This is a genomic window from Pseudomonas sp. MHK4 (assembly GCF_054600775.1).
Window position 1 is genome coordinate 227,609 of sequence record NZ_BAAIAK010000004.1, and the last position, 18,792, is coordinate 246,400.

General features: G+C 61.0%; 15 protein-coding genes. 10 read left to right on the forward strand and 5 right to left on the reverse strand.

The features are described from left to right. Positions 1 to 22: 22 nt before the first annotated feature. From hslV to ACYP2Q_RS12990, 4 genes are all read right to left on the reverse strand, one after another. Positions 23 to 553 carry an ATP-dependent protease subunit HslV gene (hslV, locus tag ACYP2Q_RS12975; protein WP_007975582.1) on the reverse strand — a complete coding sequence of 177 codons (531 nt, stop codon included), beginning with the start codon at positions 551 to 553 and terminating at the stop codon, positions 23 to 25. 232 nt (positions 554 to 785) lie between these two features. Further along, positions 786 to 1,493, reverse strand: coding sequence for an SPOR domain-containing protein (locus ACYP2Q_RS12980; protein ID WP_459730813.1), 708 nt, complete (start codon positions 1,491 to 1,493; stop codon positions 786 to 788). A 1-nt stretch (position 1,494) separates the two neighbouring features. After that, positions 1,495 to 3,231, reverse strand: coding sequence for an arginine--tRNA ligase (gene argS / locus ACYP2Q_RS12985; RefSeq protein ID WP_459730814.1), 1,737 nt, complete (start codon positions 3,229 to 3,231; stop codon positions 1,495 to 1,497). A gap of 146 nt (positions 3,232 to 3,377) precedes the next feature. Then, a complete protein-coding gene (locus ACYP2Q_RS12990) occupies positions 3,378 to 5,597 on the reverse strand; it encodes a primosomal protein N' (RefSeq protein WP_459730815.1) in 2,220 nt (739 codons plus the stop codon). Between the two features lie 166 nt (positions 5,598 to 5,763). Here ACYP2Q_RS12990 and rpmE point away from each other — a divergent pair, with 166 nt between their 5' ends. Next, complete coding sequence (rpmE, locus tag ACYP2Q_RS12995; RefSeq protein ID WP_008047849.1) at positions 5,764 to 5,982, forward strand: 50S ribosomal protein L31; 219 nt, start codon at positions 5,764 to 5,766, stop codon at positions 5,980 to 5,982. Between the two features lie 286 nt (positions 5,983 to 6,268). Beyond that, on the forward strand, positions 6,269 to 7,537 hold the full coding sequence (locus ACYP2Q_RS13000) for a malic enzyme-like NAD(P)-binding protein (RefSeq protein WP_459730817.1): 1,269 nt from the start codon (positions 6,269 to 6,271) through the stop codon (positions 7,535 to 7,537). Positions 7,538 to 7,759: 222 nt separating this feature from the next. Here the strand turns inward: ACYP2Q_RS13000 and ACYP2Q_RS13005 are convergent, their stop codons facing one another. Further along, positions 7,760 to 10,198 (reverse strand): penicillin-binding protein 1A, encoded by a 2,439-nt coding sequence (locus ACYP2Q_RS13005; protein WP_459731041.1) that lies wholly within the window; start codon positions 10,196 to 10,198, stop codon positions 7,760 to 7,762. 216 nt (positions 10,199 to 10,414) lie between these two features. Between ACYP2Q_RS13005 and ACYP2Q_RS13010 the strand changes: the two genes are divergently transcribed. The 8 genes from ACYP2Q_RS13010 (at position 10,415) to ACYP2Q_RS13045 (ending at position 18,613) form a co-directional block, all read left to right on the forward strand. Next, positions 10,415 to 11,476, forward strand: a complete 1,062-nt coding sequence (locus ACYP2Q_RS13010; RefSeq protein ID WP_459730818.1) for a pilus assembly protein PilM — start codon at positions 10,415 to 10,417, stop codon at positions 11,474 to 11,476. Beyond that, a complete protein-coding gene (locus tag ACYP2Q_RS13015; RefSeq protein WP_459730819.1) occupies positions 11,476 to 12,042 on the forward strand; it encodes a PilN domain-containing protein in 567 nt (188 codons plus the stop codon). Before ACYP2Q_RS13010 ends, ACYP2Q_RS13015 begins: the two co-directional genes overlap by 1 nt. Then, entirely contained in the window at positions 12,039 to 12,659 is a 621-nt protein-coding gene (locus ACYP2Q_RS13020; protein ID WP_459730820.1) for a type IV pilus inner membrane component PilO, read from the forward strand. Before ACYP2Q_RS13015 ends, ACYP2Q_RS13020 begins: the two co-directional genes overlap by 4 nt. Beyond that, positions 12,659 to 13,183: a pilus assembly protein PilP gene (locus ACYP2Q_RS13025; RefSeq protein WP_459730821.1), complete on the forward strand. Its 525-nt coding sequence runs from the start codon at positions 12,659 to 12,661 to the stop codon at positions 13,181 to 13,183. The genes ACYP2Q_RS13020 and ACYP2Q_RS13025 overlap by 1 nt, the downstream gene beginning before the upstream one ends. Positions 13,184 to 13,196: 13 nt before the next feature. Further along, positions 13,197 to 15,254 carry a type IV pilus secretin PilQ gene (gene pilQ, locus ACYP2Q_RS13030; protein ID WP_459730822.1) on the forward strand — a complete coding sequence of 686 codons (2,058 nt, stop codon included), beginning with the start codon at positions 13,197 to 13,199 and terminating at the stop codon, positions 15,252 to 15,254. Between the two features lie 4 nt (positions 15,255 to 15,258). Next, on the forward strand, positions 15,259 to 15,777 hold the full coding sequence (aroK, locus tag ACYP2Q_RS13035; RefSeq protein ID WP_032831512.1) for a shikimate kinase AroK: 519 nt from the start codon (positions 15,259 to 15,261) through the stop codon (positions 15,775 to 15,777). Between the two features lie 150 nt (positions 15,778 to 15,927). Continuing rightward, entirely contained in the window at positions 15,928 to 17,028 is a 1,101-nt protein-coding gene (aroB, locus tag ACYP2Q_RS13040; RefSeq protein WP_459730823.1) for a 3-dehydroquinate synthase, read from the forward strand. A 10-nt stretch (positions 17,029 to 17,038) separates the two neighbouring features. Continuing rightward, positions 17,039 to 18,613 carry an AAA family ATPase gene (locus tag ACYP2Q_RS13045; protein ID WP_459730824.1) on the forward strand — a complete coding sequence of 525 codons (1,575 nt, stop codon included), beginning with the start codon at positions 17,039 to 17,041 and terminating at the stop codon, positions 18,611 to 18,613. Positions 18,614 to 18,792 lie beyond the last annotated feature (179 nt).

The following is an 18,792-nucleotide window of genomic DNA, read 5'->3' on the forward strand; positions in this document are numbered from 1 at the left end:
TGGTGCGGTGGGCTGCATGGGCTTACTCGGCGCAGTCCTGCTCCTCGATGGTCTGGGTGTGGTTGGTGAATACACAGATGTCGCCGGCGATACCGAGGGCGGTTTCGACGATTTCCCGGGCCGACAGGTCAGTTTTTTTCAGCAGCGCGCTGGCGGCCGCCTGGGCGTAGGCACCACCGGAACCCATGGCGATCAGGCCGTCTTCAGGTTCGACCACGTCACCGTTGCCGGTGATGATCAGGGAGGCGTCTTTGTTGGCGACCGCGAGCATGGCTTCGAGGCGGCTCAGGGAGCGGTCGGTGCGCCACTCCTTGGCCAGTTCGACAGCGGCGCGTACCAGGTGGCCCTGGTGCTTTTCAAGTTGGCCTTCGAAGCGTTCGAAGAGGGTAAAGGCGTCAGCGGTGGCACCGGCAAAACCGGCTATGACCTGGCCGTGGTACAGGCGACGAACTTTTTTCGCGTTGCCTTTCATCACGGTATTGCCAAGGGAAACCTGGCCGTCGCCGCCCATGACGACTTTGCCGTGGCGGCGAACTGAAACGATGGTGGTCAAGGGAAGAGTCTCCACGCTGCGGGGCGAAAATGCCTTATGCCCATTCATATGGGGGTGGAGGAGAGGATTTCAACTGTGGGGCGTGGAGGGGGACGAGCGGTGTTTGGCCGGGATGGGTGTGTTGTTTGTCATGACGCCATCGCCAGCAAGCCGGCTCCTACAGGGGGATCGCGTAATTCCTGTAGGAGTCGGCTAGCTGGCGATGAACGATGACGCGGTGCCCCTGCCGAAATCAGCGGTTCTGGCGTTGTTGTAACAACAAATTGCTGAAGCCGGCGCCGGCCAGTTGTTTCTGGGCGGTGGTCAGTTGTTCGCGGTTGCTGAACGGTCCGACCAGGACGCGATACCAGGTTTCGTCTTTCACCGTGCCGGATTCAACCGCTACGGCCTGGCCCAGCAGAATGATCTGCGCCCGGACCTTGTCCGCATCAGTCTCTTTGCGGAACGAGCCAGCCTGCAGGAAAAACTTCGTCACAGGCGCAGCCTTGACCGGTGGGGCAGGTGGCGGAGTAATCCCGGACAGAGCAGCCTGGGCGCGAGCAGTATCGATCTTCGCCGCTTCAGCCGGTGTCACCGGTGTCGTCGGGATCGCAGGCACTTGCGGTGTCGGCAGGGTTTTTTCCGGTACGGCATCCGGCGGCACGATGACTTCCGATTCCGGCAGCAGGGTGTAGAAGTCGTATTTCGGCTTCACCGGTTGCGTCGGGCTCGGCGGGGTCTTGTTGGCTTCGGCGATCTTGGTGGCTTTCTGTTGCTGTTCCACCTTCTCGCGTTTGACCGTGTCACTGCCCTTGCCCGGCTCCAGTTTCATCAGGAATACGACGAACGCGCCGACCGTCAGGCCGATGGCCATCCACAGCCAACCCGGGATCGGTTGCTTCGCTGGAGCTTGGTAACGGCTGGCGCCACGCTTGGGTGCAGGTTTTTTCTTGGCAGCCAACTTACATACGCTCCAGAGTTTCCAGGCCCAAGAGTTCCAGGCCTTGCTTGAGAGTGCGTCCGGTCAGCGCTGCGAGGCGCAGACGGCTCTGCATTTGCGCCGGGGTGTCGGCGGCGAGGATCGGGCAGTTCTCGTAGAAGCTGGAGAACAGGCCGGCGACGTCGTACAGGTACGTGCAGAGGATGTGCGGCGTGCCTTTCTCGGACACGTTGTTCAGTACTTCGCCAAACTGTGCGAGTTTTGCCGCCAGTTCGTGTTCGTGCGGTGCTTGGAGCACGATCTGGCCTTCGACTTCGCTGAAGTCCTTGCCGAGTTTGCGGAACACGCCAGCCACGCGGGTGTAGGCATACAGCAGGTACGGTGCGGTGTTGCCTTCGAAGTTCAGCATCAGGTCGAAGTTGAAGCTGTAGTCGCTGGTGCGATGCTTGGACAGGTCGGCGTATTTCACCGCGCCGATGCCCACGACCTTGGCGATGTTGCGCAGCTCGGCTTCGGCCAGTTCAGGGTTCTTGTCCTTGACCAGGGTGTAGGCGCGTTCCTGGGCTTCGGTCAGCAGGTCGATCAGCTTCACGGTACCGCCATCACGGGTCTTGAACGGACGGCCGTCAGCGCCGTTCATGGTGCCGAAGCCCATGTGTTCCATTTCCATCGGATGGGTCACGAAGCCGGCCTTGCGTGCCACGGCGAATACTTGCTGGAAGTGCAGGGCCTGACGCTGGTCGACGAAGTACAGCGCGCGGTCGGCCTTGAGCTTGCCGCTGCGGTAGCGCACGGCAGCCAGGTCGGTGGTTGCGTAGAGGTAGCCGCCGTCGGCCTTGACGATGATCACTGGCAGCGGGTCGCCGTCGGCGTTCTTGAATTCGTCGAGGAACACGCACTGGGCGCCGTTGCTCTCGACCAGCATGCCGGCGGCCTTGAGGTCGTTGACCACGTTGATCAGGTCGTCGTTGTAGGCGCTTTCGCCCATCACGTCGGCCATGGTCAGCTTGACGTTCAGCAGTTCGTAGATCTTCTGGCAATGGGACAGCGAGATGTCCTTGAACTTGGTCCACAGCGCCAGGCAATCGGCATCGCCGGCCTGCAGCTTGACCACCAGGCCACGGGCGCGGTCGGCGAATTCTTCGGATTCGTCGAAGCGTTGCTTGGCGGCGCGGTAGAAGTTTTCCAGGTCGGACAGCTCGTCGCTGGTGATCGGGTTTTCCTGCAGGTAGGCCATCAGCATGCCGAACTGGGTGCCCCAGTCGCCAACGTGGTTCTGGCGGATCACTTCGTCTCCGAGGAATTCGAGCACGCGGGCCACGCCGTCGCCAATGATGGTCGAGCGCAAGTGGCCGACGTGCATCTCCTTGGCCAGGTTCGGTGCCGACAGGTCGACCACGGTGCGCTGCGCCGGGCCGGCCTTGCGCACGCCGATGTTGGCGTCGGCCAGGGCGGCGTCCAGGCGCGAGGCCAGGGCGTCGGTGTTCTGGAAGAAATTCAGGAAGCCGGGACCTGCGATTTCGGCCTTGGAGACATTTTCGTCAGCCGGCAGCGCAGCGATGATTTTTTCCGCCAGGTCGCGTGGTTTCATACCGGCCGGTTTGGCCAGCATCATGGCGATGTTGCTGGCGAAGTCGCCGTTCTTCTTGTCGCGGGAGTTTTCCACCTGGATCGCCGGCGACAGGCCTTCAGGCAACACACCTTCGTTGACGAGTTGGGTGATGGCTTGTTGGATCAGCTGGCGAATGGTGTCTTTCATGGTCTTCTCTTTCGACCGCTGGCGCGGCGGCGCATCGTGCGCTGGTGGAAAAACTGGGCATTATCCGTTGCCGGGGCGAGCTTGCCAACTATAGCGGGCAGGTTATGGATATGTGGTGACAAATTGCTCGCGAAAGCGATTTCAAATCAATACAGGTCCACAGGATCAACATCCAGGGACCAGCGTACCGCCCGCCCACTCGGCATCTGCTCCAGCACCAGCAACCAACTGGCAAGCAACCGATGCAGCGGCGCCCGTGCCGTAGCCTGCAACAATAACTGCGCACGATAACGTCCGGCCCGCCGCTCCATCGGCGCCGGCACCGGCCCGAGCAATTCGATACCGGTCAGATTCTGTTCGGCCAGCAGGCGTTCGGCTTCGCTGCACGCCTCATCCAGAAAGCCTTCGGCCTGCCCCGGTTTGTGCGCTTCGGCCCGCAGCAGCGCCAAATGCGCGAACGGCGGCAAGCCCGCCGCGCGGCGCTCGCTCAAGGCTTGCTCGGCAAAGGCGAAGTAACCCTGTTCGGTCAACTGCACCAGCAGCGGATGGTCGGCCAGGTGTGTCTGGATGATCACCTTGCCCGGCTCTTCCGCCCGACCCGCTCGCCCGGCGACCTGGACAATCAGTTGCGCCATGCGCTCGCTGGCGCGGAAGTCGCCGGAGAACAACCCGCCGTCGGCATCCAGGATCGAGACCAGGGTTACCCGTGGAAAGTGGTGGCCCTTGGCGAGCATCTGCGTGCCGACCAGGATGCAGGGCTGGCCTTTCTGGATGGTCGCGAACAACTGGTTCATCGCGTCCTTGCGCGACGTGCTGTCGCGGTCGACCCGCAGCACCGGATAGTCCGGGAACAGGATCCCCAGGCGCTCCTCGGCCCGTTCGGTGCCGGCGCCCACGGGGCGCAAGTCGACCTTGTTGCACTTGGGGCATTGGCGCGGCACGCGTTCGACATAACCGCAATGGTGGCAGCGCAGCTCGCCGTAGCGCTGGTGCACGGTCATGCGCGCATCGCAACGTTGGCACTCGGACATCCAGCCGCAGTCGTGACACAGCAGGGTCGGGGCAAAACCGCGGCGGTTGAGGAATACCAACACCTGCTGGCCGGCAGCGAGTGTCTGGCCGATGGCTTGTTGCATGGGCCCGGAAATGCCGCTGTCCAGTGGACGGCTTTTCACGTCCAGGCGCAGGAAGCGTGGTTGCTTGGCGCCGCCAGCGCGCTCATTCAGCCGCAGCAGGCCATAGCGGCCGGTGTAGGCGTTGTGCAGGCTTTCCAGTGATGGCGTGGCGGAGCCCAGGACAATCGGGATGTTTTCCTGGCGTGCCCTGACCAGCGCCAGGTCGCGCGCGTGATAACGCAAGCCTTCCTGCTGTTTATAAGAGCCGTCGTGCTCTTCGTCGATGATGATCAGCCCCGGGTTTTTCATCGGCGTGAACAGCGCCGAGCGGGTGCCGATAATGATGTCGGCTTCACCGTCGCGGGCGGCGAGCCAGGCGTCGAGACGTTCGCGATCATTGACCGCCGAGTGAATCAGCGCGATTCGCGCGTTAAAACGCTGCTCGAAGCGCGCCAGGGTCTGCGGGCCGAGATTGATTTCCGGGATCAGCACCAGCGCTTGCTTGCCGGCCTCCAGGGTTTCGCGGATCAGCTGCAGATAGACTTCGGTCTTGCCGCTGCCGGTAACGCCGGCGAGGAGGAACGCGTGGTAACTGTCGAACCCGGCGCGAATGGCTTCATAGGCTGCCCGCTGTTCCGGATTGAGTGGCAGTTCGGGTTGGGCCAGCCAGTGTTCGTGTCGGGCACCGGGGGCGTGCCTGCGGATTTCGACCTGGACCAGTTCCTTGGCCAGCAACAGATCGAGGCTGTCCTTGCTCAGCATCAGCTTGCTCAGCAACTGATGGGCGACGCCGTGGGGGTGCTGGGCCAGCGTTGCCAGGGCTTCGCGCTGGCGCGGAGCACGGGCGATACGTGGGTCATCGAGGCTGGCGCCTGGCGCTGCCGACCAGAAGCGCTCCTGGCGCGCCTCGGCCAGTTCGCCCTGGCGCAGCAACACCGGCAGCGCCCAGCTCAAAGTGTCGCCGAGGCTGTGCTGGTAATACTGCGAGGTCCACAGGCAGAGCTTGAACAGAGCGGGCGGCAACGGAGGCGTGGCATCGAGCAGGGCCAGGGCCGGCTTGAGTTTCTCGGCCGGCACTTCGCTGGTGTCGGTGACTTCCACCAGGATCCCGATCATCTCGCGGCGGCCGAACGGCACCCGCAAGCGCATGCCGGGGTGCAACTGCGCACGCAGCACGCCAGCCGGCGCCCGGTAGTCGAACAGGCGGCGCAGGGGCGAAGGCAAGGCGAGGCGCAGAATGGCGTCGGGCACGCGTTTTCTCGATGAGGGAGCAATGAAGAAGGACGCGAGCCTAGCAGACGACCGGTTTGAGGGACAGCTTGCGTGATTGGCATTGTCTGGTAGAATCCGCGGCCTAATTACGTGCGGTATTCAACAATAGTGTTGGGTGGCGGCACGCTAGCCCGAGGAAGACACCATGAAAGCTGATATCCATCCAGAATACCCAGCAGTTGCTGTTACCTGCAGCTGCGGCAACAAGTTCGAAACCCGTTCGACCTTCGGCAAAGCCCTGGCGATCGACGTTTGCAACGAATGCCACCCGTTCTACACCGGTAAGCAGAAGACTCTGGACACTGGCGGCCGCGTTCAGCGCTTCGCAGACCGTTTCGGTGCTTTCGGTGCGAAAAAGGCCTAAGGCCGATCAACCTGGAAAAGCGTCACCGTTTTTCCATGCTGATGAAAAAGGCGTCCTCCGGGACGCCTTTTTTGTGTCCGTGATTTGGCTGCGCTGGTCTTTTTCAAGTAATTGTAGACATTTTTTAAGTGGATTGTGAACAGTCTATCCCTTGTGTTCCGCGGCTCTTGGCCCAAAGTCGTAAGGCGGGGTGCTTGACAGGGGTGACCGGTCAGTCTTGTGGGGATTTTGCGAGGCGCGTATCCTCGCTGACCAGTCTGTCCAACAGTAAAAGCGGAATGCCAAAATGTCTGATCTGAAAACTGCCGCTCTCGAATATCACGCCAATCCTCGTCCAGGGAAGCTGAGTGTCGAGCTCACCAAGGCCACCGCTACCGCCCGCGACCTGTCGCTGGCCTACAGCCCCGGCGTAGCTGAACCAGTACGCGAGATCGCCCGCGATCCGGAGCTGGCCTACAAATACACCGGTAAAGGCAACCTGGTTGCAGTCATTTCCGATGGCACCGCGATTCTGGGCCTGGGTAACCTTGGCCCATTGGCCTCCAAGCCAGTGATGGAAGGTAAGGGCGTGCTGTTCAAGCGCTTCGCCGGCATCGACGTTTTCGACATCGAAGTCGATTCCGAAAGCCCGCAAGCCTTCATCGACACCGTCAAGCGCATCTCCATCACCTTCGGTGGCATCAACCTGGAAGACATCAAGGCGCCTGAGTGCTTTGAGATCGAGCGCGCGCTGATCGAGCAGTGTGACATCCCGGTTTTCCACGACGACCAGCACGGCACCGCCATCGTGACTGCGGCCGGCATGATCAACGCCCTGGAAATCGCTGGAAAAACCCTGGCTGACGCGAAGATCGTCTGCCTGGGTGCCGGTGCTGCCGCCATCTCCTGCATGAAATTGCTGGTGAGCATGGGCGCCAACATCGAAAACATCTACATGGTCGACCGTACCGGTGTGATCCACTCCGGTCGTGACGACCTGAACCAGTACAAGGCTGTCTTCGCTCACGCGACCGACAAGCGTACCCTGGCTGACGCCCTGCAAGGCGCAGACGTGTTCGTCGGCTTGTCCGGCCCGAACCTGCTGAGCCCTGAAGGCCTGAAGTCCATGGCGGCCAACCCGATCGTGTTCGCTTGCTCGAACCCGGATCCGGAAATCTCCCCGGAGCTGGCGCACGCCACCCGTAACGACGTGATCATGGCCACTGGCCGTTCGGACTACCCGAACCAGGTCAACAACGTGCTGGGCTTCCCGTTCATCTTCCGTGGTGCCCTGGACGTTCGCGCCAAGCGTATCAACGAAGAGATGAAAGTGGCTGCAGCCAACGCCCTGCGCGAACTGGCCAAGCTGCCAGTGCCTCAGGAAGTGTGCGACGCCTACGGCGGCATCCAGCTGGAATTCGGTCGTGAGTACATCATTCCGAAACCAATGGACGCTCGCCTGATCACCGTCATCTCCGATGCCGTGGCCAAGGCCGCAATCGAGACCGGCGTGGCAACCCTGCCATATCCGAAGAACTACCCGCTGAAAAGCGTGGATGACGTGTTCAACGGCTAAGCCGTGTAGCGCTTCAACCAAAAGCCCCGGCTTGTGAAAGTCGGGGCTTTTTTATGCCTGATGGTTTTGTATTGTCTGTCAGGCCATCGCCAGCAGGCTAGCTCCCACATTGGAATGCGTTCCCTGTGGGAGCCAGCCTGCTGGCGATGGCCTGACAGGAAGCCCGGGTAAAAAGAAGCCCCGCTTTCTGAAGAATAGCGGGGCTTTCTGTTGGTCCTGCGATCAGAACAAATCGATCGGCGCCGCTTCATCCGCCGGCAGCGGGCTGCCTGGCGCAGTGCCGTTGCCCAGCTCACTCCCCGTCGGCGGTGTATCTTCGACCTTGAACAGTTCGAAGTAGGCCCCTGGCGTGCCTGGAGTGGCTGCGCGACCGCTGACAGGGTCTACCCGCAGGCTGAGTATGCCTTCCGGCTCTGGCTGGGTATGTGGCGGCAGGCCTTTGAGCGCGGCCCCCATGTAGTTCATCCAGATCGGCAGGGCGACGGTACCGCCAAACTCCTTGCGACCCAGGCTTTCGGGCTGGTCGAAGCCGGTCCAGACGGTGGTGACGTAATCGGCGTTGTAGCCGGAGAACCAGGCATCCTTGGACTCGTTGGTGGTACCGGTCTTGCCGGCGATGTCGCCGCGACCCAGGGCCAGCGCGCGACGGCCAGTGCCGAGCTTGATCACGTCTTCGAGCATGCTGTTGAGGATGTAGGTTGTCCGTCCATCGACAATGCGCTCAGCCACGGCGGGCGTTTGTGCTGCTGGCTGCTCGCTGGGTGCCTGGCCAGGTGTTGCATTGACCGTAAAGGCTTCGGCGGCAGGTGCGGCGATACCGTCGGTCGCGGCAGCGCCTTTTGGCACGCTGGGCGGGTTGGCGACGAACAGCGTGTCGCCATTACGGCTTTCGATCTTGTCGATGATGTAAGGGGTGATCTTGTAGCCGCCGTTGGCGAAGGTGCTCCAGCCCGTGGCGATTTCCATCGGCGTCAGGGTCGCGGTGCCCAGGGCCAGGGACAGGTTGGGTGGCAGATCCTGCTTGTTGAAGCCAAAGCGGGAGATGTAGTCGATGGTCTTGCCAACGCCCATCGCCTGCAGCAGGCGGATCGAAACCAGGTTGCGCGACTTGTAGAGCGCTTCACGCAGACGGATCGGGCCGAGGAAGGTATTGGTGTCGTTTTTCGGACGCCAGACCTTGTCCAGGTACTCGTCGACAAACACGATCGGTGCGTCGTTCACCAGGCTGGAGGCGGTGTAGCCATTATCCAGTGCAGCGCTGTAGACGAATGGCTTGAAGCTCGAGCCCGGCTGGCGCTTGGCCTGGAGGGCGCGGTTGTAGTTGCTCTGCTCAAAGGCGAAACCACCGACCAGCGAGCGAATGGCGCCATTTTGCGGGTCGAGGGAGACCAGTGCGCCCTGGGCCTGCGGGATCTGGCTGAATTTCAGCGAGTTGTCAGCCTGGCGCTGCACGCGAATCAGGTCGCCGACCTGGGCTACGTCCGAAGGTTGTTTCGGATTGGCGCCCATGCTGTTGGTGTTCAGGAATGGGCGAGCCCATTTCATGCTGTCCCAGCCAACGTGTTCGCTGCCAGTGCGAGTCAGCACCTGCAGGCCGCTCTTGTCGACCTGCGTAACGATGGCCGGCTCAAGACCGCTGATGGTGCGTTGCTTGGTCAGTTCGGTCGCCCATGCCTCGCGGGTCTTGCCCGGCAGGCGGGATTCGGGGCCCCGATAGCCATGGCGCTGGTCATAGGTCATCAAGCCTTCGTGGACGGCGGTGTTGGCCATCTCCTGAAGGTTGCTTGGCACCGTGGTGGTGACGCGGAAACCTTCGGTGTACGCATCGCTGCCATAGCGGCCAACCATTTCGGCGCGGGCCATCTCGGCGATGTAGGGCGCGTTCACTTCCGGCGTCGGCACGTGATAGCTGGCATTCAGAGGCTCGTTGACAGCGGTGGTGTAGTCGGCTTCGCTGATCTTGCCCAGCTTGTACATGCGCCCCAGGATCCAGTCGCGACGCTCCTTGCTGCGGGCCGGGTTGGCCAGCGGGTTGAACCGCGAAGGGGCCTTGGGCAGGCCGGCGATCATCGCCATCTGCGCCAGGCTGATGTCGCGAATCGACTTGCCGTAATACACCTGCGCCGCCGCTTCGATGCCGTAGGCACGGTTGCCCAGATAGATCTTGTTGACGTAGAGCTCGAGGATTTCGTCCTTGGTCAGTTGCCGTTCGATCTGCAGGGCCAGGAGGATTTCGGTGGTCTTGCGCGAGAAGCTGCGTTCGCTGGTCAGGAAGAAGTTCTTCGCCACCTGCATGGTGATGGTGCTGCCGCCGGACTGGATGTGGCCGCTTTTGACCAGTTGCGTGGCGGCGCGCATCAGGCTGCTGGGGTCGACGCCGTAGTGGTTGGCGAAGTTGTCGTCTTCAGCACTTAGTAACGCATTAATGAAATTGGGGGGAATGTCGGCGAAACGGATCGGTGTGCGGCGCATTTCGCCGAATTCTGCGATCAACTTGTTATCGCTGCTGTAGACCCGCAAAGGGATCTGCAACTGGATGCTTCTCAGTGCCTCTACGGACGGTAATCCGGGACTAAGGTAAAGAAACGCCCCACTCAGACCCAGAAGCAGTCCGCAGAATACGGCGACGATGGACCAACCGAAAAATTTCAGCAGACGAATCAAGGCTTTTGGACATCCAGGGCAAAAAATGAATTTGGCATCAGGGTTCAGGCTAAAGGCGAACGACCCGCGCTTGAGAAAAAGCGGAAAAAAACGCTGGGCATTATAAGCATTTTTCCGTCCATGGCGTTATTTGCGCTGCTGTCAAGACGGGTGGTTTGAACGCAACCCCCGTTATGGAGTCCGTAACACACGGAAAGTCATAGGGAATTGGTAGTGCTAGGACTCTTCAATAAAAAAGCCAGGGCGCTCCTGGGCATCGATATCAGCTCGACATCGGTGAAGCTGCTGGAGCTGAGCCGGCAGGGCAATGGTTATCGTGTCGAAGCCTACGCGGTCGAGCCGTTACCCCCCAGGGCGGTCATCGAGAAAAATATCGCCGAGCCCGATGGCGTGGGCCAGGCCCTGACGCGTGTATTGGTCAAGGCCCGAACCAGCCTCAAGGGCGTTGCCGTGGCTGTGGCCGGCTCGGCGGTGATCACCAAGACCATCGAGATGGATGCCGGCTTTTCCGACGACGAGATGGAAGACCAGCTGAAGATCGAGGCCGATCAGTACATTCCTTATCCGCTGGACGAAGTGGCCATCGATTTCCAAGTCCAGGGCGCTTCAGCGCGCAATCCTGAGCGGGTCAATGTGTTGCTCGCCGCCTGTCGCAAGGAAAACGTCGAGATCCGTGAGGCAGCGCTGGCCCTGGCGGGCTTGACTGCGCGCGTAGTCGACGTCGAGGCCTACGCCCTGGAGCGATCTTGCCGTTTGCTGAGGAGCCAGGGAGGGGGCGCTCAAGGGCGTCTGGTGGCGGTGGTCGATGTGGGGGCAACCATGACCACCCTGAGCGTGCTGCTTGACGGGCGGATCATCTACACCCGCGAGCAATTGTTTGGTGGCCGCCAGCTCACCGAGGACATTCAACGCCGCTACGGCCTGACCGTCGAGCAGGCCGGCCTGGCGAAGAAGCAGGGCGGTTTGCCGGACGATTATGTCAGCGAAGTGTTGCAGCCATTTCGTGAGGCGCTGGTGCAGCAAGTATCGCGCTCATTGCAGTTCTTCTTTGCTTCGGGCCAGAACCACTCGGTCGACCAGATTCTGCTGGCGGGCGGGACCGCTTCGGTCTCCGGTCTGGAGCGGTTGATCGAGCAGCAATTGGGCACGCCGACCCAGGTGGCCAATCCGTTTGCCGACATGACCTTGAGCAGCAAGGTCAACGCCGCGGCCCTGGCCAGCGACGCGCCTGCGCTGATGATCGCCTGCGGGCTGGCCCTCAGGAGTTTCGACTGATGGCGCGGATCAATCTACTACCCTGGCGCGAGGAGCGACGTGAACAGCGGCGCAAGCGCTTTCTGCTGGTGCTTGCGGGAGTGCTGGTGGGGTCGGCGGGTGCATTGCTCATGGCCAACCAGGTCGTCAGCAGCGCAATCGAGCGGCAAATTGCGCGTAACGATTACATCGGCAAACAGATCGCCGCGGTCGACGAACGGATCAAGCAGATCAGCGATCTCAAGGCTCGTCGTCAGCAATTAGTCGAGCGCATGCGCATCATCCAGGACCTGCAGGGCAATCGCCCGATCAGCGGGCGAATTTTTGATCAGCTGGCGCGGACCCTGCCCGATGGCGTGTATTTCACCGAAGTCAAAATGGCCGGCAAAACCCTGTCCATCACCGGTGCGGCGCAATCGAACAACCGTGTTTCGGACCTGATGCGTAACCTGGATGCGTCCGACTGGTTCGACGCGCCCAGCCTCACTGAAGTCAAGTCAACGACCGCGGGGCAACTGGACCAGGCCAACGTCTTTCAGTTGACCGTTGGGCAAACCCAGCCAGCGGCTGCGGAGGGCGGCGAATGAGTCCGTCCGAATGGATCGAAGGGCTGCGCAGGATCGACATCAACGAACTGGACACCCACAACATGGGGTCCTGGCCGCCTGCGATCAAGTTCCTGATGGGCATTGTGGTCGCGATCCTGGTGCTTTTGATCGGCTACAACTTTTCCACCCGCGAGCTTGAGCATCAGCTCGAGCTCAAGCGCGGGGAAGAGTTGACCCTAAAGGAGCAATTTGCCAGCAAGTCCGGCATGGCAGCGAACATGGATCTCTACACCCAGCAGATGCAGGAGATGGAGAATTCCTTCGGCGTGCTGCTGCGACAACTGCCCAGCGACACTGAAGTGCCCGGCTTGCTGGAAGACATCACGCGAACGGGGCTGGGCAGTGGCCTGGAGTTCGAAGAGATCAAGCTGTTGCCGGAGGTCACCCAGCAGTTCTACATCGAACTGCCGATCCAGATCACGGTCACCGGCGCCTATCACGACCTGGCCACTTTCGTCAGTGGCGTGGCCGGCTTGCCGCGCATCGTCACCCTGCATGATTTCGACCTGGCGCCGGTCAATCCCGACGCCGGTCCGAAACTGCGCATGAGCATCCTGGCCAAGACCTACCGCTACAACGACAAAGGGCTGCAATGATGAGCCCGCTTCGTGGTTTTTCGCTGGTGGTGTTGATGGCCGTGTTGGCGGGCTGTGGCGGCAGCGATGATTTCAGTGACCTGGACGCCTACATGAACGAGATGCGCCTGCGGGCGCCGGGCAAGATTGAACCAACGCCGACATTCCTGTCTTACCCGACATTCACCTATAACGCCGCCAACCTGCGCAGCCCGTTTTCCCGGCAGGTCAAAGTCGATCCGGCACTCAAGCAGGGGGCGCGCAATGTCCAGCCGGACCCCAACCGGGTCAAGCAGTACCTCGAGGGCTTCAATATCGAGCAGTTTGAAATGGTCGGCACGATCTCAAATGTGGCTGGCTCCTTTGCCTTGTTGCGCGGTGCCGGTGGGGTGTATCGGTTGAAAGTCGGTGATTACCTGGGGCGTAACGACGGCCGGATAGTCGCCATCAGTGGCTCGCAAGTCGATGTGGTCGAAATCGTTCCCGACGGCGAAGGTGCCTGGCTGGAGCGGCCGCGGACCCTTCCTTTGAAAGAGCATTCATAGTGGAACTTGAACGATGAACAGGATTTTCTCCGCCCTCGGAGTATCGCTATGGATGGCGTTGCTGTCGCCGATGGTACAAGCAGCCAATCTCAAGGCGCTGGATGTCGCCGCGTTGCCGGGAGATCGCGTTGAGTTGAAGCTGGTGTTCGACGAGCCACCCCCAACGCCCCGTGGCTACACCACGGAATCTCCCGCCAGGATTGCCCTTGATCTGCCCGGTGTCGTCAGTCAGCTGGCGAGCAAGACTCGTGACCTGGGCAATGGCAATGCCCGCAGCGCAACTGTGGTGGAGGCCAAGGATCGTGCGCGGCTGATCGTCAATCTGAACCAGCTGAGCCCCTACGACTTCCGGGTCGAAGGCAACAACCTGTTTGTGGTGATCGGGCAAGGTGACAAAAGCCAGGCCCCGCGAGCGGCCGCTGCCGCCGTCCCGGTTCCGGCTCCCAAGCGAGCGGTTGCGCCGGCTGGCAAGGCCATTCGTGCGGTGGACTTCCAGCGTGGCACCCAAGGCGAAGGCAATGTCGTGATCGATTTGTCGGATCCGTCCATTGCGCCAGACATTCAGGAGCGCGAAGGCAAGATCATTCTCGGCTTTGCCAAAACCCGATTGCCCGAGCCATTGCGCGTACGCCTGGACGTCAAGGACTTCGCCACGCCAGTGCAGTTCGTCAATGCCAGTGCCAGCGGGGATAAAGCGACGATTACCATCGAACCCGGCGGCGCCTTCGATTATTCGACCTACCAGACCGACAACAAGCTGACTGTCAGCATCCGCCCGATGACCGTCGACGACCTGCAAAAGCGCAACGCCGACCGCAATGCTTACACCGGTGAAAAGCTCTCGCTGAATTTCCAGGACATTGACGTGCGCTCGGTGCTGCAACTGATTGCCGATTTCACCAACCTCAATCTGGTCGCCAGTGACACGGTGCAAGGCGGAATCACCCTGCGCCTGCAAAATGTGCCTTGGGACCAGGCGCTGGACCTGGTGCTGAAAACCAAGGGCCTGGACAAGCGCAAGGTGGGTAACGTGCTGCTCGTAGCCCCGGCCGACGAAATTGCCGCCCGTGAACGTCAGGAGCTGGAGTCGCAGAAGCAGATTGCCGACCTTGCGCCGCTGCGTCGCGAGCTGTTGCAGGTCAATTACGCCAAGGCGGCCGATATCGCCAAACTGTTCCAGTCGGTGACCAGCGCGCAAGCGAAAGCCGACGAGCGGGGGTCGATCACTGTCGACGAGCGCACCAACAACATCATTGCCTACCAGACCCAGGACCGCCTCGATGAACTGCGGCGAATCGTGGCGCAACTGGATATCCCGGTGCGTCAGGTGATGATCGAGGCACGCATCGTCGAAGCCAATGTCGACTATGACAAGAGTCTTGGCGTCCGCTGGGGTGGCTCCATACAGAACAGAGGCAACTGGAATGCTTCCGGGGTCGGTAACGGCGCAAGCGACAGCGGCAGCACCAGCACCAGCTCGCCGTTCGTCGACCTGGGCGTCGCGAACAACACGTCGGGCATTGGCATCGCTTTCATCACGGACAACGTATTGCTGGACCTTGAATTAACGGCCATGGAAAAGACCGGCAATGGCGAAATCGTCTCGCAACCCAAGGTTGTCACCTCCGACAAGGAAACCGCGAAGATCCTCAAGGGCACGGAGATTCCGTACCAGGAAGCCAGCTCCAGCGGCGCTACCTCGGTCTCGTTCAAGGAGGCTTCGCTGTCTCTGGAGGTGACGCCGCAGATCACGCCGGACAACCGGATCATCATGGAGGTCAAGGTCACCAAGGACGAGCCGGACTACCTGAACAAGGTCCAGGATGTGCCGCCGATCAAAAAAAACGAGGTCAACGCGAAGGTCCTGGTCAACGATGGCGAGACCATCGTCATCGGGGGTGTTTTCTCAAATACTCAGAGCAAGGTTGTAGATAAGGTGCCATTTCTTGGCGATGTGCCGTATCTTGGCCGACTTTTCCGGCGTGACGTGGTTTCGGAGAAAAAATCCGAGCTGTTGGTGTTTCTCACACCGCGTATCATGAATAACCAGGCGATTGCTGTGAGTCGTTGATTCTGTGCGAAATTTGATACTTGTAGGACCGATGGGGGCTGGCAAAAGCACCATCGGCCGATTGCTGGCCAAAGAGCTGCGCTTGCCATTCAAAGATTCCGATAAGGAAATTGAATTACGCACGGGCGCCAATATCCCATGGATCTTCGACAAGGAAGGCGAGCCAGGCTTTCGTGAGCGCGAGCAGGCAATGATTGCCGAGCTGTGCGATTACGACGGTGTGGTGCTGGCGACCGGCGGCGGGGCAGTCATGCGCGAAGCCAATCGCCGGGCGTTGCGCGCCGGTGGACGGGTGGTCTATCTGCATGCCTCTGTCGAGCAGCAGGTCGGCCGCACGTCCCGTGACCGCAATCGGCCGTTGCTGCGCACCGCCGACCCGGCCAAGACCCTTAGGGATCTGCTGGCTATCCGTGACCCGCTATATCGGGAAATCGCCGATCTGGTGGTGGAAACCGATGAACGACCGCCGCGAATGGTCGTGCTCGATATCCTGGAGCGTCTGCAGCAATTGCCGCCCCGTTAAAGCGCCGCACGAAATGCGCTATCCTCGGCGTCCAGCCATGACCGCTCAGGTTGTGGCGAACGGCCGACGAACGGCGTCACAGCAGCAGTGGCCGTAGACATTCGATAACTCAAGGCAGGTTGCCTGATTCCATCTTCACTGTGGGGACACATGCAGACACTCAAGGTCGATCTAGGCGAGCGCAGCTACCCGATTCATATTGGCGAAGGTTTGTTGGACCAGCCCGAGCTGCTGGCCCCGCATATTCGCGGACGGCAAGTGGCAATCATTTCCAATGAAACCGTCGCGCCGCTCTATCTCGAACGTCTGACCCGCAGCCTGGCGCAGTTCTCGGTGATTTCCGTGGTACTGCCTGACGGCGAAGCCTTCAAGACCTGGGAAACCCTGCAGCTGATCTTCGACGGCCTGCTGACCGCGCGGCATGATCGGCGCACCACGGTGATCGCCCTGGGCGGCGGCGTGATTGGCGACATGGCTGGTTTCGCGGCGGCCTGCTACCAGCGCGGCGTCGATTTCATCCAGGTTCCAACCACGCTGCTGTCGCAGGTCGACTCTTCGGTGGGTGGCAAGACCGGGATCAACCATCCGCTGGGCAAGAACATGGTCGGTGCCTTCTATCAACCGAACGTCGTGCTGATCGACACCGCTTCCCTCAATACCCTGCCGGCCCGCGAGCTGTCTGCCGGCCTGGCGGAAGTCATCAAGTACGGGCTGATCTGCGATGAGCCGTTCCTGACCTGGCTCGAAGACAACGTCGACCGCCTGCGCAATCTGGATCAGCAAGCCCTGACCTATGCCATCGAGCGCTCCTGTGCAGCCAAGGCGGCCGTGGTCGGCGCCGACGAGAAGGAGACCGGTGTTCGGGCAACGCTCAACCTGGGTCACACCTTCGGTCACGCCATCGAGACCCACATGGGCTATGGTGTCTGGTTGCATGGTGAAGCGGTGGCTGCTGGTACTGTAATGGCTCTGGAAATGTCCGCTCGCCTGGGCTGGATCAGCGAACAGGAGCGCGACCGCGGCATTCGATTGTTCCAGCGCGCCGGCCTGCCGGTCATCCCGCCTGAAGAAATGACGGAAGCCGATTTTCTCGAACACATGGCAATTGACAAGAAAGTGATCGACGGTCGTTTGCGCCTGGTGCTGCTGCGCCACATGGGCGAAGCGGTGGTGACCGACGATTATCCGAAAGAGGTTCTACAGGCCACGCTGGGAGCGGATTACCGCGCCCTGGCTCAGCTTAAAGGTTAATAAGAACGCGATGACTAGTTTGCATGCCGACGAGGCTTTCCTCGGCCACTACCAGTTGAGTCATGACCCTTTTGCTCCTCGGGTTCCTGGCTTCAAATTTTTCCCTGCCCAGCGCAAGCCGGTGCTGGGGCAGTTGCACCATCTGGCGCGGTACAGCCAGTTGCTATTGGTGGTTACAGGCCCGCATGGCAGTGGCAAGACTCTGCTGCGTCAGGCCCTGGTGGCCAGCACCAACAAGCAGACCGTGCAGAGCGTGGTGGTTTCCGCCCGTGGTGCCGGTGATTCGGCTGGTGTGTTGTACCAGGTCGCCCAGGCATTGAACGTTGCCCAGGCCGAGGTCGGTGCAATCCTCAAACAGGTGGTGCAGCTTGCTCTCACGGGGCAGGAAGTCTATCTGCTGGTCGATGATGCCGAGCAGCTCGATGAGTCCGCGCTCGAAGCCTTGATGGCCCTGGCCGCCGGTGCGCCGGAAGGCCGTCCGCATGTGTTCCTGTTCGGCGAGTCGTCGATGATCGCCCAGCTTGAGGCTTTGCAACTCGAGGAAGAACGCTTCCACGTCATCGAGCTGCAGCCTTACACCGAAGAGGAAACCCGCGAATATCTGGACCAGCGGCTCGAAGGCGCCGGCCGGGGTATCGAACTTTTCACCGCAAATCAGATCTCTGATATTCACGAAAGCTCCGAGGGTTGGCCTGGCAACATCAATCAGGTTGCCCGCGATGCGATGATCGAAGCCATGATTGCCAGCCGCTCCGCGGTAAAGCGTCCAAGTATGGGGTTCAATATGCCGAAGAAACACGTATTGGCGATTTCCGCCGTCGTTGTGGTCGCGGTGGCTGCCGCCTGGTTGATGCCGGGTCGCAGCAAGACACCGACCACGGGGGCGCCTGCCAACGAACAGGCGCAACTGCCGCTCGGCCAGGGTTCGGGTGGTGCTCCGGCCGTCGAATTCGCCGGCAACACGCAGCCAACGCCATTGCCGTTGGTCGGTAATTCGCAACCGGTCATGCGTGGCCCGTTGGCCGAAGCGGCGGGTGGCATCACCGAGGGCGATGATGGCGTGCCGGTCGAAGGGTCTAGCGCGACACCGCCGACCGTGACCACCATTGCACCGCCAGCGGGCGTTCCGGCCGGTCCTGCGCCAACGCCAACCGCCAAGCCGGCACCAGCGCCGACCCAGGTCGCTACCGCCAAGCCAGCGCCTGCTCCAGCTGCCAAGCCAGCCCCAGCGCCGGCCAAGCCAGCCGCCGTTGCCGCCAAGCCGGCCGAGAAACCAGCAACCGTCGCCAAGGCGGCCGGTGGCACCTGGTACGCCGGCCAGGCACCGGGTAGCTACGTGGTGCAGATCCTCGGCACCAGCTCCGAAGCGGCCGCGCAAAGCTTCGTCAAGGAGCAGGGCGGTGAGTATCGTTACTTCAAGAAAGTCCTTAACGGCAAACCGCTCTACGTGATCACCTACGGCAGTTTCGCCAATCGTGATGCAGCCGTTTCCGCCATCAAGGCCTTGCCAGCGAAGGTTCAGGCTGGTAAACCTTGGCCACGCTCTGTCGCCAGCGTCCAACAGGAACTGGCAACAGCTCGCTGAAGATTCGGCGGCCTTACCCAGGCCGCCTCTCCAAGCACCTCAAAATTTCTGCACGGCATGCCGCCTCTACAGGCCGCGTGCCTTGTGGTGTCTGCGTCACAGTAGTCTTTGAGTCGTTGCGGTCAACATTAAAAAAGTTTTGACTAGCACAGCGGATCGCTTTAAACCTTTCACAAATG